Below are 24658 nucleotides of genomic sequence, written 5' to 3' on the forward strand. Positions count from 1 at the left end.
GAAGCCCGCACACCATGCACGCCGTTCTGCTGCTCCTGCATCTGGCCAGCGTCATCATCTGGGTGGGCGGCATGTTCTTCGCCTACTTCTGTCTGCGCCCCGCCGCCGTGCAGCTGCTGCAGCCGCCGCAGCGTCTGCCGCTGTGGACGCAGACCTTCCACCGCTTCTTCCGCTATGTGAGTCTGGCGCTGATCCTGCTGATCGGCAGCGGCCTGAAGATGCTGCTCAATGTCGGTTTTGCCGACGCACCGCCCGGCTGGCACGCGATGATGGGCCTGGGCCTGCTGATGGCTGCGATCTTCGCTTATGTCTACGGCGCGCTGTATCCGCGTCTGCGCCACCACAGCCAGGCCGGCGAATGGCCGGCGGCCGCTGCGGCGCTCAACTCGATCCGCCGGCTGGTGGCGGTGAATCTGTTCCTGTCGCTGCTGGTGCTGATCGCCGCCGTGTCGGCGCGCTGAAAAACAAGACGGCCCCGCTCGCACGAGGCGAAGCGGGGCCGCGTCGAGCCGCAGCGGCGGTTTACTTCTTACTTCAGCGCCGCACAGGCGCGATCCAGACGCGCCAGACCCTCGGCCATGTCGGCCGCGCTGATGTTCAGCGCCGGCGCGAAGCGCAGCACGTCCGGACCCGCCACCAGCAGCCACACACCTTGCTTCAGGCCGGCGTTGACGATGTCCTTGGCGCGGCCCTTCCAGCTGTCCGTGAGCGGTGCGCCCAGCAGCAGGCCCATGCCGCGCGGCGCGCTGAACTGGCCGTAACGCTCGCCGATCTGCGTGAGGCCTTCGCGCAGCTGCTGCGAGCGCGCCTGCACGTTGGCCAGCAGCTCGGGCTTGACCAGTTCCTCCAGCACCGCGCCGGCCACCGCGCAGGCCAGCGGATTGCCGCCGTAGGTGGAACCGTGCGTGCCGAACGCCAGGGCCTGCGCCGCTGCCTCGGTGGCCAGCATCGCGCCGATGGGAAAGCCGCCGCCCAGACCCTTGGCGGTGGTCAGCACATCGGGCTGCACGCCGTACTGCTGATAGGCGTAGAGCGTACCGCTGCGGGCATTGCCGGTCTGCACCTCGTCGAAAATCAGCAGGGCCTTGTGCTTGTCGCAGAGCGCACGCGCGGCCCGCACGAATTCCCTGGTGGCCGGCAGCACACCGCCCTCGCCCTGCACCGGCTCCAGCACCACCGCGCAGACCTCGTCGCTCATCGCCGCTTCCAGGGCCGCGACATCGTTGAAGGGCAGATGCTGGATGCCGCCCGGCAGCGGCTCGAAGCCCTGCGTGTACTTGGCCTGGCCGCCGACGCAGACCGTGAACAGGGTGCGGCCGTGAAAGGCGTTGAAGAAGGAGATGATCTTGTTCTTGCGCCCGCCGGAGCTGGTGTTGCCGTAGCGGCGCGCGAGCTTGAAGGCGGCCTCGTTGGCCTCTGCACCGGAATTGCAGAAGAACACGCGGTCGGCAAAGGTCAGCTCGGTGAGCCGCTGCGCCAGCTTGAGCGCCGGCTCATTGGTGAGCACGTTGGACAGATGCCAGAGCTTCTGCGACTGCTCGTGCAGGGCCTGCACCATCGCCGGATGCGCATGGCCCAGCACGCAGACCGCGATGCCGCCGGCGAAGTCGAGGTAGTCGCGGTTGTCACGATCCCACCAGCGCGATCCCTGACCGCGCACCGGGATGATTTCGGCGGGGTTGTAGTTGGGAACCATGACCTGATCGAAGGTCTGGCGCGTGACGGACGTGGACATCGGCTTGGCCTTTAGCGTCGCTGAGTTTGACGCGGTCTCAAAGGGTGAAAGAAAAAATCCCGCGCTTCGGCGGGATGGCGGTTCCGCCGCGAATCCGCAGTCGGAACGAACGGATTATAAGGGCTTTTGCGCAGGGTGTTGACCCGCCCGCGCAGCTTTGCTGATGCCCTACGGCAGCGCCACCCACTGCGCGGTTTCGCCCGCCTGCACGGCGCGGCCGGGCGCGATGCGCACCAGGGCGCTGGCCTGGGCCATGTTGCTGAGCATGTGCGAGGCCTGGCGCGGCAGCGGCGTGAGTTGCGCGCGGCCGGTCTCGTCCAGCGCCAGGCGCATGCGCAGCAGCTGCTCGCGGCTGTCGGCGCGCAGCTGCGCGGTCAGCACGCCGGCGCGCCAGCACGGCCGCTCGCCCGCGCCCAGCGCCGCCAGCACCTCGGCGACATGCACCTGCAGGCAGGCCAGCACCGCGCCCGGATTGCCGGGCAGGCCCATGATCACCTTCTGCGCGCCGGCCTCCTCGCGCAGGCCGAAGTACAGGGGCTTGCCGGGCTTCTGCGCCACCTGCCAGAAAATCTCTTTCACGCCCAGTGCCACCGACACCGGCCGCACCAGATCGTAATCGCCCACCGACACGCCGCCGGTGGTGATGACCAGGTCCGCCTCGTCCAGGGCCTCGCGCAGCGCCGCATGCAGCTCCTCGCGGGTGTCGGCCACCAGGCGGCACTCCGGCAGCGCATAGCCGCGCTCGGCAAACCAGCTGCGCGTGAGCGGGCCGTTGGCGTCGAACACCTGCGCGCCGCCAGCCGGCGCGCTGCTGATTTCATCGCCGGTGATCAGCACGCGGACGCGCGGCGCGCGATACGCCGCCACCTCGCCGACGCCGGCCATGGCCAGCGCCGCGATGAGCCCCGAATGCAGACGCTGTCCGGCGCTGGCAACCCTGGCGCCGGCGCGCAGCTCCTCGCCACGCGGCCGGATATCGGTGCCCGCCGGCAGCGCCGCGGCGAGCAGCATGTGCTGACCGTCGCGATGCACGATTTCCTGACGCGCGATGGTGTCGGCGCCCTCGGGCACACGGCCGCCGGTGAAGATGCGCATGGCCTCGCCCGGCGCCAGCGGCGCCGCCGCTTCGACGCCGGCGCGCACCTCAGCCACCACCGGCAGACGCGCGGGCTGCGCGGCGCTGGCCGCCTGCGTGTCCGCGCTGCGCAGCGCGTAACCGTCCACCGCGCTCTGCGTGAACATCGGCAGATCGACCTGCGCAAACACCTCCTGCGCCAGCATCTGGCCGCGCAGCACATCGGGCGCGGCGCGCTGCACGGGCAGCGGCCGCAGCTGGCGGTGGTACTGCGCGATGGCCTCGTCCAGCGCCAGCAGCACGCCGTGACCGCAGTCGGATTCGCTCATGGCGGAGAAGACCTATTTGCCCAGCGTCAGATCGCGGCGCACCGCGAACACATGCACCAGCGCCGGCAGAATCGCGGCCATCGACTCGCGCGCGCCGCCGCGGCTGCCGGGCAGCGTCACCAGCAGCGTGTTGTCCGCGCAAAACCCGGCGACGCCGCGCGACAAGGCCGCATACGGCGTGCGCCGCTGACCGAAGCTGCGCGCGGCTTCCATCAGGCCCGGCAGCTCGCGCTGGATCAGCGGCCGCAGCACGTCCACGGTGAGATCGCGCTTGCCCAGGCCGGTGCCGCCCAGGGTGATGATCAGCGCGTTGCCGGCGCGCAAGGCTTCGACGCGCGCGCGCAGCTGCTCGCCGTCATCCGGCAGCAGCTCGTAATGCAGGGGCGCAAAGCCCGCCTGCCGGAGTTCCTGTTCCACGCCGCGCCCGGCTTCGTCCGGCTTGCGTCCGGCGAGAATCGCATCGGAAATCACCAGCAGCGCGGCCGGCACCGCACGCGGCAGCTGGCGCACGAAATGCGATTTGCCGCCGAGCTTTTCATCCAGCTTGCAGCTGCGGATGCACAGCTCGGCGGGCTCGCAGTAGGGCTTGAGCATGTCGTAGATGGTCAGCACCGCGATGCTGGCGGCGGTCAGCGCTTCCATCTCCACGCCGGTGGCGGCGATGGTCTCCACCGTGGCGATGGCGCGCACGCAGTCCGCTTCGATCTCAAACTCGACATCGGCGCGGTAGATGGGCAGCGGATGACAGAGCGGAATCAGCTCATCGGTGCGCTTGGCGGCGAGGATGCCGGCGACACGCGCGGTCTTCAGCGGATCGCCCTTCTCGGTCTGGCCCGTGCGCAGCATCTCCAGGCAGTGCGGCGGCGCCAGCAGCTCGGCGCTGGCGGTGGCACGGCGCTGGCTGTCGGGTTTGAGGCTGACGTCTTTCATGCGGGCGGCTTGCCGGGTGATGTCGTGGAGCGCGACGGCGGCGCCAGCGGCGCGCCATCCTCATCGCCGTCCTGGCGGATGCAGCAGCCTTCGACGAAGGCGCTGCTGCCATCGGCGTAGAACTCTTCCTTCCAGATCGGCACTTCATGCTTGACGCGGTCCACCGCCTCGCGACAGGCGGCGAAGGCTTCGGCGCGATGCGCGGCGCGGGCGATGGCGTAGATCGCGGTTTCGCCGATGGCGAGTTCACCGACGCGATGCAGCACGCGCACATAAGGCGCGCCATGCCTGGCCGCCACCGCCTGTTCGATCTCGCGGATCTGCTTTTCGGCCAGCGGCGCATAGGCGGTGTAGATCAGCCGCAGCACGCGCTTGCCTTCATGGTGATTGCGCACGGTGCCGGCAAACAGCGCCATGCCGCCGCAATCGGCAAACACGCCCTCGGCCAGCAGGCCCTGCAGCTGCAGGCTCTGGTGCTGGATGCGCGGGAAGTCGGGAAGTTCGGAATTCATGAGCCCGGATTATGGCGCAAAGGCCCTATCCGGGCAGGCGCGCCTCAATGCCCTGCGATGGTCATCTTCTCGATGAGCACCGAGCCGGTGCGGACATTGGCCAGCGCATCGACATCCTTGCCCACCGCCACCACGCCCTTGAACATCTCGCTCAGATGCCCGGCGATGGTGAGCTCGTCCACGGGATAGGCGATCTCGCCGTTCTCCACCCAGAAGCCGGCCGCGCCGCGCGAGTAATCGCCGGTCACCAGATTGGCGCCGTGGCCCAGCAGCTCGGTGACCACCAGGCCTTCCTTCATCTCGCGCAGCAGCCCGGCGAAGTCCAGATCACCGTGACTGACGATGAGGTTGTACACGCCGCCGGCATTGCCGGTGGTCTGCAGGCCGAGCTTGCGCGCCGAATAGCTGCCCAGCAGCCAGCCTTCGAGGCGACCGGCATCGACCAGGGTGCGCTCGCGCGTGGCCACGCCTTCCTGATCCCAGGCGGCGCTGCCGGCGGCGCCGCGCAGATAAGGCTGCTGACGCAGGCTGACATGCGGCGCGAACACCGGCTGGCCCAGCGCATCGAGCAGGAAGGTGGCCTTGCGATACAGCGCGCTGCCGGAAATCGCGCCGATGAAATGACTCCAGAAACCGCGCGCGATTTCCGGCGGCAGCAGCACCGGCGCGCTGCGCGTGGACAGCTTGCGCGCGTTCAGACGCGCCACCGCGCGCTCGCCGGCCTTGCGGCCGATGGCCTCGGGCGCGAGCAGGCGGCTGGCGTCGCGGGCATTGCTGTACCAGTAGTCGCGCTGCAGGTCCTCGCCCTCGCCCGCCACCACCGCGCAGCTCAGCGAGTGCTGGCTGCCGCTGCGCGCGGCGAAGAAACCGTGACTGTTGGCATAGGCCGAGACGCCGCGATGGCTGCTCACGCCGGCGCCTTCGCTGGTCTTGATGCGCGCATCCACGGCAAAGGCCGCGGCCTCGCAGGCGCGCGCCAGATCCACGGCCGCATCCGCACTCAGATCCCAGGGATGATCCAGATCCAGATCGGGAAACTCGCGCGCCATCAGCTCGGCATCGGCCAGGCCGTTGCAAGGGTCTTCACCGGTGGCGCGGGCGATGGCCAGGGCCGCGTCCACGGCGGCGTTCAAGCCTGCATCACTCCAGTCGCCGGTGGTGGCGCTGCCCTTGCGATGCCCCAGATACACGGTGAGGCCGAAGTCGCGGTCCTGCTGGAACTCCAGGCTCTCGATCTCGTTCTGACGCACGCTGACATTGAAACCGCGCGAGGCGGAGAGCGAAGCCTCGGCGGCACTGGCGCCGCCCTGGCGCGCCCGCGCCAGCGCGTGTTCGATGCGCTCGCGCAGCAGTGCAGGCTCGGGTAGCGGCGCTTCGCGGGTCTTGAGTTCGGCGTTCATCGTCTCGTGCTGTTCTGTCATGTCTATCGAGGGTCTGCTGACATTCACTTTACCCGCTGCGACGGAGGTCGTTTTGCCGCAGGGCAAGGCGGCAGACGCGCCGCGTGGTGGTTCCAAGCCCGCGGCTGCCAACGCCGCACTGCGGCCCCAGTAGTCCACCTGGGGCCCCGTCCCTTCGGGTTGCGCCGCAAATCACGCCATGCGGCGTTGTGAAACTTGGCTTTGGCCCCGTCAATCGCTTTTGGGCCAAAGCCTGCGTTTCGCGCCTTGCCTGGCGTGATTTGCGGCAGCAACGCAGTGGGCAAAGTAAATGTCAACCGACCCTGGTGTGGCCGGCGTCCAGCTGCGCGCGCAGCGCCGTCAGGCGCTCGGGCGTGCCGACATCCGACCACAGACCCGCATGGTACTCGGCCGAGACGCGCTGCTGGCGCGCGGCCGCGCGCAGCAGCGGCGCCAGGGGGAAGGCGCCCGGTGTGCAGCCCGCGAACAGCTGCGGGTGCAGCACCGAAAAGCCACTGAAGGTGTAACGCTCTGCGCCGGGCGGCTCCCGCAGCAGGCCGTCCTGCAGCGAGAAATCGCCCTGCGGGTTGTGCGGCGGATTGGCCACCAGAACCAGATGCGCGAGGCGCTGCGCCGGCCAGTGGGCCGCCTGCGCCAGCAGCGGCGCCAGCGGATAGTCGCAGTGCACATCGCCGTTGAGCACGATAAAGGGCTGCCCGCCCAGCAGCGGCAGAGCCTGATGAATGCCGCCGCCGGTCTCCAGCGCCGGCCAGCCTTCCTCGGAATACCGGATCTGCAGGCCATAGGCCGCGCCCTCGCCCAGCGCCTCGCGGATGCGCGCGCCCAGCCATCCGAGATTGATCACCACCTCCTGCACGCCGGCGGCGGCCAGTGCATGCAGATGATGCTCGATCAGCGCGCAGCCCCCCGCCTGCAGCAGGGGCTTGGGCGTGGTGTCGGTGAGCGGACGCATGCGCTCGCCGCGACCGGCGGCCAGAATCAGCGCGCGTGGTTTCACGCGGCGGCCACCAGGCCCAGTTCGTCGAACAGACCCAGCAGCGGCGCCAGCTGCGGATAGCGCACGGCGACGCTGCGCACATAGCGGATGAAGCGCGGCACATCGGCCAGGTAATGCGGCTTGCCGTCGCGATAGCAGATGCGCGCGAAGATGCCGATCACCTTCAGATGCCGCTGCAGGCCCATCCAGTCGAAGGCGCGGCGGAACTCCGGCTCGGGCGCAATCGGCAGGCCGGCGGCACGCGCCTGCTGCTGGTACAGCGCCAGCCAGCGCTCGATGCGCGCCTCGGGCCAGGACCAGAAGGCATCGCGCATCAGCGAGGCGAGGTCATAGGTGATGGGGCCGTACACCGCGTCCTGGAAATCCAGGATGCCGGGATTGGGTGTGGCCGGCATCAGATTGCGCGGCATGTAGTCGCGATGCACATAGACGCGCGGCTGCGCCAGGGCCGAGGCCACCAGCAGGTCTTCCACGCCGCGCAGGGCCTCGCGCTGCGCCAGGCTCAGCTCGCGCTGGAGATGACGCGCCACATACCAGTCGGGAAACAGCGACAGCTCACGCCGCAGCAGCGCCTCGTCGTATTCCGGCAACACCTCCGCGCGGCTGGCGAGCTGCCAGCGGATCAGCGCGGCGATGGCATCGTCCATCAGCGCCTGCGCATTGTCCTCGGTGAAGGCCTGCAGATAAGTCTGCCGGCCCAGGTCGCTGAGCAAGAGAAAGCCTTGCGCAAGGTCCTGTGCCAGCACGCGCGGGGCATTGAGCCCGGCGTCCAGCAGCAGCTGGCCGATGCGGATGAAGGGCGCGCAGTCCTCGCGCTCGGGCGGGGCGTCCATCAGCACCCAGCTGGCGCCCTGATCCTCGATGCGGAAATAGCGGCGGAAGCTGGCGTCGGCGGAAGCCGGGGCAAAACGGCTGGCGGCGCTCAGGGACAGCTGCGTGCCAGCCCAGTCACGGGCGCGCAGCGCGCGCTCGTCCAGGGGCGAATCGGGGCTCACGGAAAATTCGTCGTCATGATCTTGCGAGGACGCCAGCCACGCGGGGCCGGCCCGGCGGCAAGCTTAACTGAAGCGCGGATGTGCCGCCGTTGCACTGTCGGCGAGCCTGCGCCGATACTTGCGTCTTTCGCTCCACCCCCAGCCCTTCACCGCTTTGTCTTCCCTGCGACTGCTGCCACTGGCTTGTCCCGCGCTTGCGCTCCTGCTGGCGTCGACGGCGCTTGCGCAAAACACCCTGCCCACGCTGGGGCAGTACGGCAAGCGGCCGGAGGAAAAGATCAACGCCTCCTGCGCGCAGCTCAGTGATTCGCTGCCGCCGCTCACCGCCAGCGGCGATGACAAGGTTACGCTCACCGCCGACCAGGTGGACCTGTCGCAGGATGGCCTGTCCAAGCTGCTGGGCGCGGTGAAGCTGCGCCGCGGCCTCACCGAGGTCAGCGCCAACCAGATCGACTACGACAACAACCGCGAAGTCGCGATCATCAACAGCGAGTCGCTGTTTCGCAGCGAGATCCTGCTGGTGGATTCGCAGCAGGCGGAAATCAGCTTCGCCGACAAGAGCGGACTGTTCAAGGACAATGCCTTCACCCTGCTCTCGCATCCGGCGCGCGGCAATTCCCGGCGTCTGTGGCTGAGCGCGGACAAGACCGCGCGCCTTGCCGATGCGCGCTTCACCAGCTGCGCCCCCGGCAACGACAGCTGGTATCTGGAAGCCAGCCGCATCGACATCGACCAGGACAAGGGCGTGGGCACCGCACGCAACGCGCAGCTGCGCTTCCAGGACGTGCCGATCTTCTACTCGCCCTGGCTGCAGTTCCCGGTGGACGATGCGCGCCACAGCGGCATGCTGTTTCCGGTGATCGCCGACACCAAGCGCACCGGCATCGACATCCGCACCCCGCTGTATCTGAATCTGGCGCCCAATTACGACCTGACGCTGACCCCGCGCTTCATGTCCGACCGTGGCCTGGCGCTGAACAGCGCCGGTCGCTATCTGTTTCCGCGCGCCGAGGGCGATCTGGGCTATCAGGTCCTGAACCACGACCGCGCCACCGACAGCCGCCGCGACTATCTCTACTGGAATCACGAGGAGCTGATCAGCCGGCGCCTGGCCCTGGAAACGCATTACGCCAACGTCAGCGATCCCACGTATTTCGAAGACCTGGGCGGCACCATCGACCTGAGTTCGATCTCGTATCTGGAGCGCAGCGCCAGGCTCACCTATCAGGCCCCGGCCTCGTATTCGATCCAGGCCCTGGTGCAGGACTACCAGAAGATCGCCAGCAATCTGGTGGCCGGCGAGGAACCGTACCGGCGTCTGCCGCAGCTCGTCTTCAACGCGCAGACCCGCAACAGCTACTACCACACGCGCGCCGGCTTCATCGGCGAGTTCAGCAATTTCACCCGCTCCAACTCCGTACAGGGTCTGCGCTACGACCTGGACCCGTACCTGAAGATGGAGCGCGACTCGGTGGCCTGGTACAGCAAGACCCAGCTCGATTACCGCTACACCGGCTATGCGCTGCACGACGCCACGGCCGGACAGCCGCAGAGCCCCAGCCGCACCCTGCCGGTGCTCAGCACCGAATACGGCCTGCGCTTCGAGCGCCAGCTCGCCGACGGCACGCCGCAGACCCTGCAGCCGCAGTTCTTCTATCTCTACGTGCCGTACCGCGACCAGAGCGAGCTGCCGGTGTTCGACAGCGGCGAGCCGGACTTCGACATCACGCAGCTGTTCGCGCGCAACCGCTTTTCCGGACTGGACCGCATTTCCGACGCCAACGAATTCGCGCTCGCCCTGACCGGCCGCCAGCTGGACATGAGCGACGGCAGCGTCAAGGCGGCAGTGACCCTGGGCCAGCTGTACCGCATCAGCGCGCCGCGCGTGAGCCTGCCCGGTGAATCGCCGCCCGACAGCGGCGCCACCGACTTCGTCGGCGGTCTGGACTACAAGCTTTCCGAGCACTGGGGCACGCGCCTGCAGACGCAGTGGTCGCCGGCCGATGCACGCTTCAGCCGCAATGCCGCAGCCCTGCGCTACACCGGCGACGGCAAGCAGCTGTTCCAGGCGACCTACCGGTATCGCAGCGGCAGCTTCGAGCAGACCGACCTGCTGGCGATCACGCCGCTGGCCTATGGCTTCAGCTTCTCCGGCCGCTGGCGCTACTCGCTGCGCGACCGCCAGAGCCTGGACACCTACTCCGCCCTGCGCTTCGACACCTGCTGCTGGGCCGTCGATTTTGCGTTCCGCCGCCACATCGTCGACTCCCAGGGCAATTTCGATAACGGCTACTACATCCAGCTCGAACTCAAGGGACTCGGCCAGCTCGGCTCGGGCTTCCCGAACCTTCGCGTCGACAACGATGTCTACTAAGCCACCCGCCTTGCGCCATAATCCGCGCCTTTCCTGCCAGCCTTAACCCGGACTCACAAGCCTATGATCCCGCTGCCGCGCCTGCCGTCCCGCCGCATCCTGGCCGCGCTGCTGATGCTGCTCGCCCCCTGTCTGGCCCTGGCCGCCGCCGCGCCCCTGGATCGCATCCTGGTGGTGGTCAACGACGGCGTGATTCTGCAGAGCGAGCTCGACGATGCCATGGCCAGTGCCCGCGAGCAGATCAGCCAGCGTGGCCTGGGCGCGCCGCCCGAGGCCGTGCTGCGCCAGCAGGTGCTGGAGCGCCTCATCCAGCAGCGCGTGCAGACCCAGCGCGCCCAGCAGGCCGGCATCCGCATCGACGACCGCGAACTCAACGAGGTGCTGACCCAGATCGCCAAGCAGAACGGCCTGTCGCTGTCCGGCTTTGCCGAGACCGTGCGCAAGAACGGCATGGACTATCTGGCGGTGCGCGAACAGATTCGTGACGAAGTCACCATCCAGCGCCTGCGCAGCAAGGAAGTGGACAGCCATGTGGTGGTCACCGACCAGGACGTGGAAGGCTTCCTCAAATCCGAGGGCGGCAGCGGCAACAGCGAATACCGCCTCTCCGACATCCTGATCGCAGTGCCCGACGGCGCCAACCAGAGCCAGCGCGATCAGCTGCGCAAGAAAACCGAGGCGCTGATCAAGCGCGCCCGCGCCGGCGAAGACTTCGCGCAGCTGGCCATCGCCAACTCCAACGGCCAGCAGGCCCTGCAGGGCGGCGATCTGGACTGGCGCAAGGGCAGTGATCTGCCGGTGGCCTTCGCGCAGGCCGCCGCCAGACTGAAGAAGGGTGAGGTCAGCGACATCATCGAAACCGGCAGCGGTTATCACATCCTCAAGCTCGCCGACAGCCGCGGCGGCGAGCAGCGCAAGACCGTCACCGAAACCCACGCCCGCCACATCCTCATTCAGAGCAATGCGATCCGCGACGACGAGCAGTCGCGCCTGTTCGCGCGCGATCTGTATTCCCGCCTGCAGGCCGGCGAGGACTTCAACAAGCTCGCCAAGGAATTCTCCGACGACCCCGGCTCCAAGAACAGCGGCGGCGATCTGGGCTTCCAGCCGCCCGGCGTGTTCGTGCCGGAATTCCAGGCGCGCCTGGACGAACTCAAGCCCGGCGAAATCTCGCAGCCCTTCCACACCCAGTTCGGCTGGCATGTGGCCGGCGTGATCGAGCGCCGCGAGCGCGACGTCACCGACGACCAGCGCCGCGCCCGCGCCCGCACCGCCATCGGCAACCGCAAGGCTGGCGAGGAATACGACGTCTGGCTGCGCCGTCTGCGCAACGAGGCCTACGTCGAATTCCGCCTGCCCGAAGACGCCGCGGCTGCGGCCAGCGCGCAGAACAGCTAAGGCGGCCAGGAGCCGGGCGGCCGCCGATGAGCACGCCGCGCATTCTGATCACCCCGGGCGAGCCCGCCGGCATCGGGCCGGACCTGCTCTGCGTGATCGCCCAGCAGGCCTGGCCTGCAGAGCTGGTGGCGGTGGCCGATGTCGCGCTGCTGCAAGAGCGCGCCGCACAGCTGCAGCTGCCGCTGAAGCTGCTGCCTGCGGATCTCGGCGCCCCGGCGCAACCGCTGCCGCCGGGCACGCTGCGCGTACTGCCGGTGGCCCTGGCAACGCCGGCGCAGCCGGGACAGCTGGATGTGCGCAACGCCTCTTACGTGCTGGAAACCCTGCGCCGCGCCACCGACGCCTGCCTGCAGCATCAGGCCCAGGCCCTGGTCACCGGGCCGGTGCAGAAGAGCGTGATCAACGACGCCGGCATCCCCTTCTCCGGCCACACCGAATTTCTCGCCGAACGCTGCGGCGCGCCCTTGCCGGTGATGATGCTGGCCACCGTGGGCGACAAGCCCTTGCGCGTGGCGCTGGCCACCACCCATCTGCCGCTGCGCGCGGTGGCCGATGCCTTGAGCCAGCCGCTGCTGCTCGCGGTGCTGCGCATCCTGCATCACGATCTGCAGCAGCACTTCGGCATTGCGCAGCCGCGCATCCTGGTCTGCGGCCTGAATCCGCATGCCGGCGAGTCCGGCCATCTGGGCCACGAGGATGAAGCCATCATCGCGCCGGCCATCGCGCAGGCGCGCGCCGAGGGCATCGCTGCGCAGGGCCCGCTGCCCGCCGATACCTTGTTCACGCCGCGCCACCTGAAGGACGCCGACGCGGTGCTGTCCATGTTTCACGATCAAGGCCTGCCGGTGCTCAAGTACGCCGGCTTTGGCGAGAGCATCAACATCACCCTCGGCCTGCCCATGCTGCGCACCTCGGTGGACCACGGCACCGCGCTGGATCTGGCCGGCAGCGGCCAGGCCGATGCCGGCAGCCTGCGCGCCGCGCTGCAGCTGGCGATCACGCTGAGCACGAAAAGCACATGAGCGAGCATCAGGCCAAGAAGCGCTTCGGCCAGAACTTCCTGCACGACCCGCAGGTGATCGAGCGCATCATCCGCAGCATCAATCCACAGCCCGAGGACGTGCTGGTGGAGATCGGCCCGGGCCTGGGCGCGCTCACCGCGCCGCTGCTGGCGAAAACCGGCGGGCTGCAGGTGGTGGAGATCGATCGCGACGTGATTCCGCGGCTGCGCGAGGCCTGCGCGCACAGCGACAAGCTGCACATCCTGCAGGCCGACGCGCTGCGCGTGGACTATGCGCAGTTCGCGCAGCCCGGCAAGCGTCTGCGCCTGGTCGGCAACCTGCCCTACAACATCTCCACGCCGCTGCTGTTTCATCTGCTGGAGCAGAGCGCGGTGATTCATGACATGCACTTCATGCTGCAGAAGGAAGTGGTGGAGCGCATGGTGGCGCTGCCCGGCGAGGACGCTTACGGGCGTCTGAGCGTGGCCCTGGCCGCGCGCTGCGAAGTGGCGTATCTGTTCAAGGTCGGCCCCGGCGCCTTCAAGCCGGCACCGAAGGTGGACTCGGCCATCGTGCGCCTGATTCCGCGCGCGCCGGATTTCGAGATCGCCGACCAGAGACAGTTCGACCGCGTGATCACGCAAGCCTTCTCGCAGCGGCGCAAGACTCTGGCCAATGCCCTGCGCGGCGTGGCGGATGCGGACACCATCCGCGCCGCCGGCATCGACCCCGGCATCCGCGCCGAACGCCTGCATGCGCGCGACTTCGCGCGTCTGGCCGCGCTGCTGCCGTCCGCCGGGCATTGATTTTGCGCAGTTGACCGCGCGCGCGGGTGGGTGATACTGCCGGCTCGCCCGTACGCATCGGAGTCGATCATGCCGCCCTACCAACACTTGTTGGCCGCCATCGTGTTCGACGACGCCGGTCTCGCCGTCCTGGACCGCGCCCACGTTCTGGCCCAGCACTTTGGCGCCCGCCTGAGCCTGCTGCACGTCATCGAGTACACGCCGATCGAAAGTGGCGAGCTGCTGATGACCACCCCTTATGACGTCACCCAGCAGCTGGAAGAAGAGGCGCGCGGCAAGCTGCTGGCGCTGTGCCGCAAGCAGAACCTGCCGGAAGACTGCGCGCACGTCAGCACCGGCACGGTGGTGACGCAGATCGAGCAGCTGGTGCAGAAACAGGGCGTGGACCTGGTGATCGTCGGCCACCAGCCACGCAAAGGTCTGGCCGCCTGGCTCAGCCACACCGAAGACAATCTCGTCCACCGCGCGCCCTGCGATGTACTGGCGCTGCGCCTGCGCTGAAAGCACCACATCACAGAAAGATAAAGACGCAGGGCGGCGCTAGCGCGCCTAACCCGCCCTACAAAAGCCACAGAAGCCAAGCGACCCCGAAAATGCGGTAACAGCTGCTAGCTGCTGATGCCCTCATGCCCTCGCCGTGCTCAGCCAGCCCGGCAAATCACAGACACCGTCCAACAAGCAATGCGCCCCGGCATCCAGCAGGCGCTCCGGATGATGCACCCCGCAGAGCACGCCCACCGAACGCATGCCGATGGCACGGGCCATGGCCAGATCGTATTCGGTGTCGCCGATCATCAGCGCCTCCTCGGGCTGCAGCTGCTCGTCGGCCAGCAGCTCGCGCAGCATCAGCGGATCGGGCTTGGACAGGGTCTCGTCGGCGGTGCGTGAATTGATGATCAAGCCGGCCAGTTCGCCGTGATGACGCAGGGAACGGTTGAGGCCACGGCGGCTCTTGCCGGTGGCAATCGCCAGACGATAACCCTCGCCGTGCAGGCGCTGCAGGGCCTCCAGGCTGCCGGGGAACAGCGGCGCCTCGCCGGCGCCCTCGCTGAGCCATTGCGCGCGATAGCTGTCCAGCAAGCCTCGCAAGGCCTTGAGCTCGATGTCCGGGTACAGCAGCGTCAGCCCTTCATTCAGACCCAGGCCGATCAGCTCCCGGATCGCCTGGTCCGGACGCGGCGGCAGGTTCAGGTCGGTGATCGCGCGCTGCATGGCGCCGACGATCATCGCGGCGGAATCGGACAGGGTGCCGTCCCAATCAAAGATCAGCAGTTTGACGCGGTGCATGGCCTGCCTGGATCAGGAGCGTATTTTCGGCAGCCGGCTCAGCACGTCCCGCAGCTCGTCCGGCATCGGCGCATTGACGATCAGCTTGTCGAAAGTGCCGTCGGGCAGCAGCTTCAGGAAGTGCGAATGCAGGAACATGCGCTTCAGGCCCAGCTCGCGCAGCGGCTTGTTGTCCGTGCGCTCACCGTATTTCTGGTCGCCGGCCACCGGATGGCCCAGCGCCAGGGCATGCACGCGGATCTGGTGGGTACGGCCGGAGAAGATCTGCACCTCGCAGAGCGTGGCGTCGCGGTAGCGCTCCTTGGGCGAGAAGCGCGACTTCGAGGGTTTGCCGTCTTCTTCGTCGATCTGCACGCGGTGTTGTTCGCCATTGAGGCGATTTTTCACCAAGGCAGCGTCAACGTCGCGATCCTCGCCGCGCCAGCGCCCGATCAGCAGCGCGAAGTAACGCTTCTCGGTGTCGCCGTACTTGAAGGCGCGCTGCGCGCGCAGCAGGGCCGGACGGTCCTTGGCCAGCAGCAGCACGCCGCTGGTGTCGCGGTCCAGGCGGTGCGCCAGCTCGATGAACTCGTACTTGTTCCAGGCGCGGATCGCCTCGATCACGCCGTACGGGATGCCGCTGCCGGCATGCGAGGCCACGCCGGCCGGCTTGTTGATGGCCAGATAGTGCTCATCCTCATGGATGATGGTCGCGCGCAGGCGGTTGAGCATGGCGTCCGGCGGACGCACCGCCTGCGACTTGTCCACGTCGCGCACCGGCGGGATACGGATCTCGTCACCCTTGGCCAGCTTCCGCTCAGCCTTGACTCTGCCACCGTTGATCCGGACCTGACCCGAGCGCAGGAGCTGGTAAACGTGCGATTTCGGCACACCAGGCAATTGTTTTAAAAGAAAATTGTCGATGCGTTGGCCGTCTTCCTTGGCCCCCACCGACACATATCTGACTTGCGGGCGATCTTGTGTCAAAATAGCCAATCCGTGGGTTAGGGAACGAGTCTTTTCCGTTCCCGAAGCTACGGTTACGGAAGACACTTGAGGTGAAGGGCGGATTCGAATTGTACCAGCCCGACACCCACTCCGAACCAATTCCGCGACGATGTCAGAGCGTCGCGGCCCCGATCCAAACGACACAATGCGCAGCAGCTGCGCCGGGAAAAGCTCCATGACGACCAGCGAACAACACCGCTCTGTCCAAGCTCGAGCGTCCTGCCAGCACGGCTGCGCCTCAGAGGAATTTGTACATGAAGCGTATTTTGATCAATGCGACACAGCGCGAGGAGTTGCGCGTCGCCATCGTTGATGGCCAGAAGCTCCAAGACCTTGATATCGAAACCGCTGCCCGCGAACAGAAAAAAGGTAACGTCTACAAAGGCCGCATCACCCGCGTCGAACCTTCCTTAGAAGCCTGCTTCATCGACTATGGCGCCGAGCGCCATGGCTTCCTGCCGGTCAAGGAAATCGCGCGTTCGTACTTCAAGTCCGGCTCCGGCAATCTGCGTGAGCAGCTGCAGGAAGGCCAGGAAATCATCGTCCAGGTCGAGAAGGAAGAGCGCGGCAACAAAGGCGCGGCGCTGACCACCTTCGTGTCCCTGGCCGGCCGCTATCTGGTGCTGATGCCCAACAACCCGAAGGCCGGCGGCGTCTCGCGCCGTGCCGAGGGCGATGAGCGCGAGGAAGCCAAGGAAGCGCTGGAAAAGCTCGAAATCCCCGACACCATGGGCGTGATCATCCGCTCCAATGGCGTGGGTCGCACCGTCGAAGAGCTGCAGTGGGATGCCAACTACCTGATCGAGATCTGGAGCGCGGTGGAAAAAGCCGCCGCCGAGCGTTCCGGCCCGTTCCTGATCTATCAGGAAAACAACATCATCCTGCGCGCGCTGCGCGACTATCTGCGTGCGGACATCGGCGAAGTCATCATCGACAACCCCGAGATCTACGAGCAGGCGCGCACGCACATGGAGCATGTGATGCCCGCGCACCTGCAGCGGCTCAAGCTCTATCGCGAAGAAACCCCGCTGTTCTCGCGCTACCAGATCGAATCGCAGATCGAAACCGCGCATGAGCGCCACGTGCGCCTGCCCTCCGGCGGCTCGATCGTGATCGACGTGGGCGAGGCGCTCACCGCCATCGACATCAACTCGGCCAAGGCCACCGGCGGCGGCAGCATCGAAGACACCGCCTTCAACACCAATCTGGAAGCGGCCGACGAAATCGCCCGCCAGCTGCGCCTGCGCGACCTCGGCGGCCTGGTGGTGATCGACTTCATCGACATGAATTCGAGCAAGAACCAGCGCGAAGTGGAAAAGCGCCTGGAACGCGCCGTGGAGATGGACCGCGCACGCATCCAGCTCGGCAAGATTTCGCGCTTCGGCCTGCTGGAGCTGTCGCGCCAGCGCCTGCGCCCCAGCCTCTCCGAACATACCCAGGTGCCCTGCCCGCGCTGCGCCGGCCGTGGCCATATCCGCAGCGTGGAGTCGATGGCGCTGTCGGTGCTGCGCCTGATCGAAGAAGAGGCCATGAAGGAGCGCACCGGCCGCATCATCGTGCAGGTGCCGGTGGACGTGGGCACCTTCCTGCTCAATGAGAAGCGCATGGCGATCCGCGAGGTGGAAGCGCGCAACCGCGTGGCCGTCACCGTGGTGCCCAATGCCAGCCTGCTGACGCCCAATTACGAGATCAAGCGCGTCCGCGCCGATCATCTGCAGCAGGAAAACAACAGCGCCAGCAGCTATCTGCTCGGCGAGGATTTCAACGCCAAGCCCGTCGAGGAGCTGGTGAAGACCGGCGCCGCGCCGGCCCGCAGCCTGGCCGAGCCGGCGGTGAAGCAGATTCTGCCGTCCTCGCCCGCGCCGGTGGTGGAAGCCCCGCAGCCGGCGCCGGTGGCCGCGCCCGTGGCCATGCAGCCGGTGGCGGTGAACGGCGACAGCTTCTGGACCAAGCTGCTGCGCCTGCTCGGCTTCGGCCGTCAGAGCGCGCCGGCCGCTGCCGCACCCGCGCAGCCGCAGCGTCGTGATGGCCGCCGCGATGAGCGTCGCGACGACAACCGTCGCGGTCGCGATCAGCGTGGCCAGGACCGTCGCGATGCGCGTGGCGAGCGCAATGATCGCGGTGATCGCGGCCAGCAGCGCGGCCAGCAGAATCCGCAGCGTGGCCAGCAGCAGAACAAGCCGCAGCAACAGCCCCAGCAGCAGCGTCCGCAGCAGCAGAACCCGCAGCCGCGCAATCCGCAGCAGCAGCCCCAGCAGCAGCGCCCGCAGCAGAACCAGCAGCCGCGCAATCCGCAGCAGCCGGCTCCGCAGGCGCAGCCGCGTCCCGAGCCCAAGCCGGAAACGCCGAGCGAGGAAGTGATGCTGCTGGAAGTGGGCGCCGTGACCGAAGCCGCCGTGAACGGCGAGCAGCCGCGCAACGAGCAGGCGCCGCGTGAGGGTCGCGAAGGCGGGGGCCGTCGTCGCCGTCGTGGTGGCCGCGACCGTCGCGAGCGTGGCGAACGTGGCGAGCGCAACGGCGAAGCCGCTGCGGCTGCCGGCGCCGCCGTGGTGCTGATTGCAGGCGAGGAAGAAGCCGCCGACGCGCTGTCCGAAGACGCACCGCAGCTGCAGAGCACCGGCGAGGCGCAGGACACGCCGATCGAACAGCAGCTGCCGCTGCTGCGCGAAATTCCGCGTGAAGAGCGCAGCGCCGCGCCGGCCCCGGCCCAGTCCCCGGTGACGGTGGTGGTGGAACCCGCCCCGCAGGAAGCTGCGGCAGTCGAGTCGCCCGCCGAGGTCGAGCCGGCGCCTGCGCCGGTGCTGGTCGAGCTCAAGCCGCTGGAAGCGGTGGTCGAGCCGGCCGCCGTTGAAGTCGCAGCGCCGGCAGTGGCCGAGGCCGCGCCCGAAGCGGTCGAAACCGTGACGCCCGTGCTGACCGAGACGCAGCCGGCCGCGCCGCTTGTTGAAGAACCCGCGGCACCGGCGGAAGCGGCCGCGCCGGCACCGGTGCTGGTGGAGCTTGCGCCGCAGCCGGAGCCGGAGCCGCCTGCCAGCGAGCCCAGCGCGGCGGAGCCGGCGCCACAGCCCGCGCCCAGTTCGGAGCCGGGCACGCAGGAGCCGGCCGGCAACTCGCCGTACCGCGCCACCGCGCCGGCCTCGGACTACTTCAAGCTGTTCGAGAACGCCACCCAACCGCAGAAGAACGGTTCGGAGAGCAACAGCAACGCCGGCTGAACAGGCACAAGCGAGCTGGAGAAAAAGGCGGCCCTGGTGGCCGCCTTTTTCATGCGTGCGATAATCCCGCCCTTCACGAATACCGCGCGCCGCCATGCCCAGCTCCCCGACCAAGCGACTGCTCGTCACCAACGCCCTGCCCTACGCCAATGGCCCGATCCATCTCGGCCATATGGTGGGTTATGTGCAGGCCGACATCTGGGTGCGCTTCCAGCGCCTGCTGGGCCATCAGGTGCACTACGTCTGCGCCGACGACGCGCACGGCACGCCGATCATGCTCGCCGCCGAAAAGGCCGGCGTGGCGCCGGAGGCCTTCATCGCCGCCATCCAGAAAGACCACGCGCGCGACTTCGCGGACTTTCTGGTCGGCTTCGATCACTACCACTCCACGCATTCGGAAGAGAACCGTCACTACAGCGAGCTGATCTACCGCCGCCTGCGCGATGCCGGCGCCATTGCCCGGCGCAGCATCCAGCAGCTCTACGATCCGGTGAAGGAAATGTTCCTGCCGGACCGCTACATCAAGGGCGAATGCCCCAAGTGCGGCACGGCGGATCAGTACGGCGACAACTGCGAGAACTGCGGCGCCGCCTACTCGCCCACCGATCTGAAGAACCCGCGCTCCGTGGTCTCCGGCGCCACGCCGGTGATGAAGGATTCCGAGCACTACTTCTTCGAGCTGTCCAGGTTCCAGAGCTTTCTGGAGCAGTGGCTGGAAGGCGAGGTGGCGCATCCTTCGGTGAAGGCCAAGCTCAAGGAATGGTTCGCAGCCGGCCTGAAGGACTGGGACATCTCGCGCGATGCGCCTTACTTCGGCTTCGCCATTCCCGACGCGCCGGGCAAGTTCTTCTACGTATGGCTGGACGCGCCCATCGGCTACATGGCCAGCTTCCAGGCCCTGTGCAACAAGGCCGGCCTGAACTTCGAGGACTTCTGGGCCGCCGAGGCCCAGAGCAGCGAGCTGCACCACTTCATCGGCAAGGACATCGTCAACTTCCACGGCCTGTTCTGGCCGGCGATGCTCAAGGGCGCAGGCTTTCGCACGCCCAGCAAGCTGCACGTCAATGGTTATCTCACCATCGACGGCGCCAAGATGAGCAAGAGCCGCGGCACCTTCATCAAGGCGCGCACCTATCTCAACCATCTGCAGCCGGAATATCTGCGCTACTACTTCGCCGCCAAGCTCGGCAGCGGCGTGGATGATCTGGACCTGAATCTCACCGACTTCGCCAACCGCGTGAACAGCGATCTGGTGGGCAAGTACGTGAATATCGCCAGCCGCTGCGCGGGCTTCATCGAAAAACTGTTCGACGGCCGCCTCGCGGTGCAGATGCATGATCGCCAGCTGTTCGAAGACCTGGCCGGCGAGGCGGATGCCATCGCCAAGCTGTATCAGGACGGCGACTTTGCCGGCGCGCTGCGCGAAATCATGCTGATGGCCGACGACGCCAATGCCGAGATCCAGAAGCTGGCGCCCTGGACGCTGGCGAAGGATGAGACCCAGCGCGAGCGGCTGCATCAGGTCTGCACCACCTTCATCAACGTCTTCCGTCAGCTGAGCATCTACCTGAAGCCCGTGCTGCCGGCGATTGTCGCCAAGGTGGAAGCCTTCCTGCGCGTGGAGCCGCTGAGCTGGGCCGATCTGCACAAGCCCCTGCTGGGCGCCAGCATCGCGCCCTACGAGGCGCTGGTGACCCGCATCGAACAGAAGTCCATCACCACCATGCTCGGCGAAGAAGCCGCCGCCAGTCTGCCGCCGCCGCCCTCGCCGGTGCCGGCCAAATCCGCCAAGGCCAAGAGTGAACCCGTGAGCGAACCCGGCACCATCAGCATCGACGACTTCACCAAGCTGGACCTGCGCATCGCGCGCATCGAAAACGCCGAGCAGGTGGAGGGCGCCGACAAGCTGCTGCGCCTGCAGCTGGATCTCGGCGCGCTGGGCAAGCGCCAGGTGTTTGCCGGCATCAAGTCGGCCTACGCACCCGAAGCGCTGATCGGCAAGCTCACCGTGATGGTGGCCAATCTCGCGCCGCGCAAGATGAAGTTCGGCATGAGCGAAGGCATGGTGCTGGCCGCCAGCGAAGAGGGCGGCCGGCCCTTCGTGCTGATTCCCGACGAGGGCGCGCAGCCCGGCATGCGGGTGAAGTAAGCGCGCCTTCGCCGTGAGCCTGCCGGCACTGATCGAACAGATCGACGCCCTGCTGCCGCAGACGCAGTGCACGCGCTGCGGCTATCCGGCCTGCCGTCCGTATGCCGAGGCCATCGCCAGCGGGCAAGCCGAGATCAACCAATGCCCGCCCGGCGGCGAGGCCGGCGTGCAGGCGCTGGCCTCGCTGCTGCAACGCGAAGCGCTGCCGCTGAATCCCGTCAACGGTCTGGCCATCACGCGGCGTCTGCTGGCGCGCATCGATGAAGCCGTGTGCATCGGCTGCACCAAGTGCATCCAGGCCTGCCCCACCGACGCCATTCTCGGCGCCGCCAATCTCATGCACACCGTGATCGCCGAGGAATGCAGCGGCTGCGAGCTGTGCATCCCGCCCTGCCCGGTGGACTGCATCAGCATGGTGGATGTGGGCGAAGCCTTGCCCGTCGAACAGACCGCGCCGCAGTATCGGCAGCGCTATGAAGCGCGCGCGGCCCGCCTGCAACGCTGGGAAGACGAAGCCCGCGCCGAGCGCGAAGCGCGTCTGCGCAATCTGGCCGACCCCGTGGCACGCGCCCTGGCGGCGGCGCAGGCCAAGCGACAGAACCAATCCTCATGAACCCCACCAAGCGCCAGGAAATCTACCGCCGCCTGCAGGCCGCCAATCCCGCGCCGACCACCGAACTGCACTACAGCACGCCGTTCGAACTGCTGGTGGCCGTGGTGCTCTCCGCGCAGGCCACCGACGTCGGCGTCAACAAGGCCACCGCCAGACTCTTTCCCGTCGCCAACACGCCGGAGAAGATTCTGGCCCTGGGCGAAGCCGGCCTGCGCGAATACATCAAGACCATCGGCCTGTATCAGACCAAGGCCAAGAACGTGATCGGCCTCTGCCAGCGGCTGATTGAACAGCATGGCAGCCAAGTGCCACGCAGCCGCGAAGCACTCGAAGCCCTGCCCGGCGTCGGCCGCAAGACCGCGAACGTGGTGCTCAACACTGCCTTTGGCGAACACACCATCGCCGTGGACACGCACATCTTCCGCGTCGCCAACCGCACGGGCCTCGCGCCCGGCAAGAACGTGCGTCAGGTGGAAGACCGCCTGCTGAAGTTCACGCCGGCGGAGTTCGCGCGCGATGCGCACCACTGGCTGATCCTGCACGGCCGCTACGTCTGCAAGGCGCGTAAACCCGAGTGCGCGCGCTGCGGGATTTATGAGCTGTGCGAGTATCGCGGCAAGACGGCGCGTGATCTGGCGCCGGTGGTGGGGTGAGGCTTTTTATCTTGCCTTGGATGGTTTCAATTACCAGCGCCGAATGATGCTTGGCCGCTCGTGACTGTATTCATGCGCGGCTCTTTTCGAACCATGGCAGCCCGAATTTCATTTCATTGCATCTGGGCTGCGCTGGCTGATAAACCTGAGCACCGCAATGTTTTCGTCTCTTGCCAACTTATTGTTGGCACTCACCTTCGGCGAAGTGTGATGACAACTTACGATCCGCGCTGTGGTTATTCGCGACAGAAACACATGCGCACGGCGCGCGGCACCTCCCATAAGCACGATGTACCTCAGATTCGGCATCGCGCGAATTACAGGCTCCAGATACTGAAGTCCTGCTTGTATATCAGATCCCTGTGCCGCCCTGATTCTCTCGATTCCCTCTGACCCGACATACCATGGAACAGTATTCCAAATGGCGATCTGCTCACGAGAAATGCCCGCTGCTGCCAATTGCCGCTGGAATTCTTTTGCGGTCTGATCGTGGTTCTCGAAAGAGACAATTCCAGACGTGACTGCGCCTGCACCAGGAGCCTCCAGGAGAAACAAAAATATTGCCGACTCGTTGCCATTACGAGGATCAAACGCGGGCACCTTCTCCTTTGGTAATCCGCGTTCAGTGCGGATTTTCTCGACAATCTCGGCGAATGACTTCATCGGCTTCTCAGATTGAACAAAAATAACTGCCAAACCTGAGCACGGCAGTGGCGTCGACCGCCTCAATTCCGGATTTCATTTCATTGCATCCGGGCTAAGCTGGCTGCATGCGATGGTTAGAGTTCATGTTTCTGCGCCTTGGCTTTCTCATAGGCTCGAACTTCGTCATTGAATCTGCCTGCTTCCACGACCTGCTTGTAGAAGAGGTCGAGTTCTAGCTCAAGCGGAAGGAGACGCTGCTCAATCTTGAGCAGCTCGTCCCACGATAGCTTTTGCGAGAGCATAAGGCCTTTGATTCCTTCTCCAACGAATGTATCTACCTTGGCGAACAATTCTGGATAGTCAGGGACGTTATCTGTGGAGTCGACCTTATGCTTTAGATCTTCAGATTTTCGCCTAAGATCATACGCAAGACGCAGCATTACGCTTGCCTTCTCTCCGACGCGCACCTTCTGAAGAATGCGGTACTGATAAACACTGAATGCAAAGCTCGCTAGCGAAATCAGCAGAGCGATGGTGGCGGTAACAGCCGTCATGATGAGCTCAAAAATTTCGATGATGCCAAGCGTTTCTAATAAACCGCAGTCCTGTCCGATAAAATCATCACTGCTCCGACAAACGCTCTAAATCTAGAAAATCGGCAACGCAAAACGACGCATTTCATGTCCAGTAAGCTCTCGCAGCCTGAGGCGTCACGGCAAAGGTATAGCACCCGCAGCAATCGGAGGAAACAGTTTCCAGTCAGCGGACACTCAAGCCGGCGGAAGAATGCGCCGAAACGTGAGATTCACCCGCGCCGCCATGTGGCGCGTGGATTTGGCGATGCCGTGCTTCCAGTGGTGCTGGGTGTCGCCCTGCATCAGCAGCAGGCTGCCGGAGGGCAGCGGCAGGCGCAGCGTGCGGCGCGGGCCGATGCCGCGTGAGGCGAAGCTCAGCACGCGTTCTTCGCCCAGGCTCAGCGATGCGATGCAGGGCTGCGGGCCCAGCTCGGGTTCGTCGTCGCTGTGCATGCCCATGCTGTCGCGCTCGTTGCGGTAGTAGTTGAGCAGCACGCTGTTGAAGTGCGCCTCGCAAGCCTGTTCGACGCGGGCCTTGAGATCGGCGAGCAGCGGCGTCCATGGCAGGGGCTGCATCTGGATGCCGGAGTAGGTGTAGCGGCAGCCTTCATCACTGTACCAGGCGACCAGTCGCGGCTGCAGATGGCGCTTGCCCCAGACGAAGATTTCGTCGCAGCGCCAGGGCGTTTGTGCGATGAGTTGCTGTTGCAGCTGCGCGGCTTCGGTTGGCGAGAGAAAGGCGGGCAGCAGGCGTACATCGGCATCGTGCAGTGCGATGCGCGTGAAGCTTGAGCTGGGTTGGAAGAGATCCACGCTTATGGAATCAGGACTGCGATGCGTTTGTGCGGCGGGTACGCTGGCTGCGCCAGCGCCCCCTCTCCCCTACCCCTCTCCCGCGAGGGGAGAGGGGAACAGCGCAGCGCCGGCTTTGCGGGCTGGCTGCGATTGCTGCGTTGGCTGC

The 24658-nt window shown here is 66.6% G+C and carries 22 protein-coding genes; 10 read left to right on the forward strand and 12 right to left on the reverse strand.

Going from position 1 to position 24658, the window contains the following annotated elements; all coding sequences use genetic code 11:
* Positions 1–14: 14 nt before the first annotated feature.
* On the forward strand, positions 15–461 hold the full coding sequence (locus BMY12_RS16235) for a CopD family protein (protein ID WP_093288636.1): 447 nt from the start codon (positions 15–17) through the stop codon (positions 459–461).
* A 68-nt stretch (positions 462–529) separates the two neighbouring features.
* On the opposite strand, the gene BMY12_RS16240 is transcribed toward BMY12_RS16235, so the two are convergent.
* The 7 genes from BMY12_RS16240 to BMY12_RS16270 all read right to left on the reverse strand — a co-directional run bounded on the left by BMY12_RS16240 (position 530) and on the right by BMY12_RS16270 (position 7994).
* Complete coding sequence (locus BMY12_RS16240) at positions 530–1735, reverse strand: acetylornithine/succinyldiaminopimelate transaminase (RefSeq protein WP_093288639.1); 1206 nt, start codon at positions 1733–1735, stop codon at positions 530–532.
* 168 nt (positions 1736–1903) lie between these two features.
* Positions 1904–3139 carry a molybdopterin molybdotransferase MoeA gene (locus BMY12_RS16245; protein WP_093288642.1) on the reverse strand — a complete coding sequence of 412 codons (1236 nt, stop codon included), beginning with the start codon at positions 3137–3139 and terminating at the stop codon, positions 1904–1906.
* A 12-nt stretch (positions 3140–3151) separates the two neighbouring features.
* Positions 3152–4069: a bifunctional molybdenum cofactor biosynthesis protein MoaC/MoaB gene (moaCB, locus tag BMY12_RS16250; protein WP_093288644.1), complete on the reverse strand. Its 918-nt coding sequence runs from the start codon at positions 4067–4069 to the stop codon at positions 3152–3154.
* Positions 4066–4581 carry a molybdenum cofactor biosynthesis protein MoaE gene (locus BMY12_RS16255; protein WP_093288647.1) on the reverse strand — a complete coding sequence of 172 codons (516 nt, stop codon included), beginning with the start codon at positions 4579–4581 and terminating at the stop codon, positions 4066–4068. Before BMY12_RS16255 ends, moaCB begins: the two co-directional genes overlap by 4 nt.
* Before the next feature lie 44 nt (positions 4582–4625).
* Complete coding sequence (gene pmbA, locus BMY12_RS16260; RefSeq protein ID WP_245732576.1) at positions 4626–5981, reverse strand: metalloprotease PmbA; 1356 nt, start codon at positions 5979–5981, stop codon at positions 4626–4628.
* A 313-nt stretch (positions 5982–6294) separates the two neighbouring features.
* Positions 6295–6999 (reverse strand): N-acetylmuramate alpha-1-phosphate uridylyltransferase MurU, encoded by a 705-nt coding sequence (murU, locus tag BMY12_RS16265; protein ID WP_093288652.1) that lies wholly within the window; start codon positions 6997–6999, stop codon positions 6295–6297.
* Positions 6996–7994, reverse strand: coding sequence for an aminoglycoside phosphotransferase family protein (locus BMY12_RS16270; protein ID WP_093288655.1), 999 nt, complete (start codon positions 7992–7994; stop codon positions 6996–6998). Before BMY12_RS16270 ends, murU begins: the two co-directional genes overlap by 4 nt.
* A gap of 154 nt (positions 7995–8148) precedes the next feature.
* On the opposite strand from BMY12_RS16270, the gene BMY12_RS16275 reads away from it, so the two are divergent.
* The 5 genes from BMY12_RS16275 to BMY12_RS16295 all read left to right on the forward strand — a co-directional run bounded on the left by BMY12_RS16275 (position 8149) and on the right by BMY12_RS16295 (position 14074).
* A complete protein-coding gene (locus BMY12_RS16275; RefSeq protein WP_245732578.1) occupies positions 8149–10368 on the forward strand; it encodes an LPS-assembly protein LptD in 2220 nt (739 codons plus the stop codon).
* A gap of 63 nt (positions 10369–10431) precedes the next feature.
* Positions 10432–11766 (forward strand): peptidylprolyl isomerase, encoded by a 1335-nt coding sequence (locus BMY12_RS16280; RefSeq protein WP_093288657.1) that lies wholly within the window; start codon positions 10432–10434, stop codon positions 11764–11766.
* Between the two features lie 26 nt (positions 11767–11792).
* A complete protein-coding gene (gene pdxA, locus BMY12_RS16285) occupies positions 11793–12788 on the forward strand; it encodes a 4-hydroxythreonine-4-phosphate dehydrogenase PdxA (RefSeq protein ID WP_093288660.1) in 996 nt (331 codons plus the stop codon).
* Positions 12785–13573 (forward strand): 16S rRNA (adenine(1518)-N(6)/adenine(1519)-N(6))-dimethyltransferase RsmA, encoded by a 789-nt coding sequence (gene rsmA / locus BMY12_RS16290; RefSeq protein ID WP_093288662.1) that lies wholly within the window; start codon positions 12785–12787, stop codon positions 13571–13573. Before pdxA ends, rsmA begins: the two co-directional genes overlap by 4 nt.
* A 69-nt stretch (positions 13574–13642) precedes the next feature.
* On the forward strand, positions 13643–14074 hold the full coding sequence (locus BMY12_RS16295) for a universal stress protein (protein ID WP_093288665.1): 432 nt from the start codon (positions 13643–13645) through the stop codon (positions 14072–14074).
* A 123-nt stretch (positions 14075–14197) separates the two neighbouring features.
* Here BMY12_RS16295 and BMY12_RS16300 read toward each other — a convergent pair whose 3' ends face one another.
* Complete coding sequence (locus tag BMY12_RS16300) at positions 14198–14860, reverse strand: HAD-IA family hydrolase (protein ID WP_093288667.1); 663 nt, start codon at positions 14858–14860, stop codon at positions 14198–14200.
* 12 nt (positions 14861–14872) lie between these two features.
* On the reverse strand, positions 14873–15790 hold the full coding sequence (locus BMY12_RS16305; RefSeq protein ID WP_436278869.1) for an RluA family pseudouridine synthase: 918 nt from the start codon (positions 15788–15790) through the stop codon (positions 14873–14875).
* Between the two features lie 311 nt (positions 15791–16101).
* Here BMY12_RS16305 and BMY12_RS16310 point away from each other — a divergent pair, with 311 nt between their 5' ends.
* The 4 genes from BMY12_RS16310 to nth all read left to right on the forward strand — a co-directional run bounded on the left by BMY12_RS16310 (position 16102) and on the right by nth (position 22477).
* Complete coding sequence (locus BMY12_RS16310) at positions 16102–19062, forward strand: Rne/Rng family ribonuclease (protein ID WP_093288672.1); 2961 nt, start codon at positions 16102–16104, stop codon at positions 19060–19062.
* Between the two features lie 94 nt (positions 19063–19156).
* Positions 19157–21211 (forward strand): methionine--tRNA ligase, encoded by a 2055-nt coding sequence (gene metG, locus BMY12_RS16315; RefSeq protein WP_093288675.1) that lies wholly within the window; start codon positions 19157–19159, stop codon positions 21209–21211.
* Between the two features lie 13 nt (positions 21212–21224).
* On the forward strand, positions 21225–21824 hold the full coding sequence (locus tag BMY12_RS16320; RefSeq protein WP_245732581.1) for an RnfABCDGE type electron transport complex subunit B: 600 nt from the start codon (positions 21225–21227) through the stop codon (positions 21822–21824).
* On the forward strand, positions 21821–22477 hold the full coding sequence (nth, locus tag BMY12_RS16325; protein ID WP_093288678.1) for an endonuclease III: 657 nt from the start codon (positions 21821–21823) through the stop codon (positions 22475–22477). The genes BMY12_RS16320 and nth overlap by 4 nt, the downstream gene beginning before the upstream one ends.
* Before the next feature lie 108 nt (positions 22478–22585).
* On the opposite strand, the gene BMY12_RS16330 is transcribed toward nth, so the two are convergent.
* The 3 genes from BMY12_RS16330 to BMY12_RS16340 all read right to left on the reverse strand — a co-directional run bounded on the left by BMY12_RS16330 (position 22586) and on the right by BMY12_RS16340 (position 24510).
* Positions 22586–23140, reverse strand: a complete 555-nt coding sequence (locus tag BMY12_RS16330; RefSeq protein WP_093288681.1) for a uracil-DNA glycosylase — start codon at positions 23138–23140, stop codon at positions 22586–22588.
* A 116-nt stretch (positions 23141–23256) separates the two neighbouring features.
* Positions 23257–23676, reverse strand: a complete 420-nt coding sequence (locus tag BMY12_RS16335; protein WP_093288684.1) for a hypothetical protein — start codon at positions 23674–23676, stop codon at positions 23257–23259.
* A gap of 216 nt (positions 23677–23892) precedes the next feature.
* A complete protein-coding gene (locus BMY12_RS16340; protein ID WP_093288687.1) occupies positions 23893–24510 on the reverse strand; it encodes an alpha-ketoglutarate-dependent dioxygenase AlkB family protein in 618 nt (205 codons plus the stop codon).
* Between the last annotated feature and the right edge of the window lie 148 nt (positions 24511–24658).

It is taken from the genome of Solimonas aquatica, assembly GCF_900111015.1.
Classification (GTDB): Bacteria; Pseudomonadota; Gammaproteobacteria; order Nevskiales; family Nevskiaceae; genus Solimonas; species Solimonas aquatica.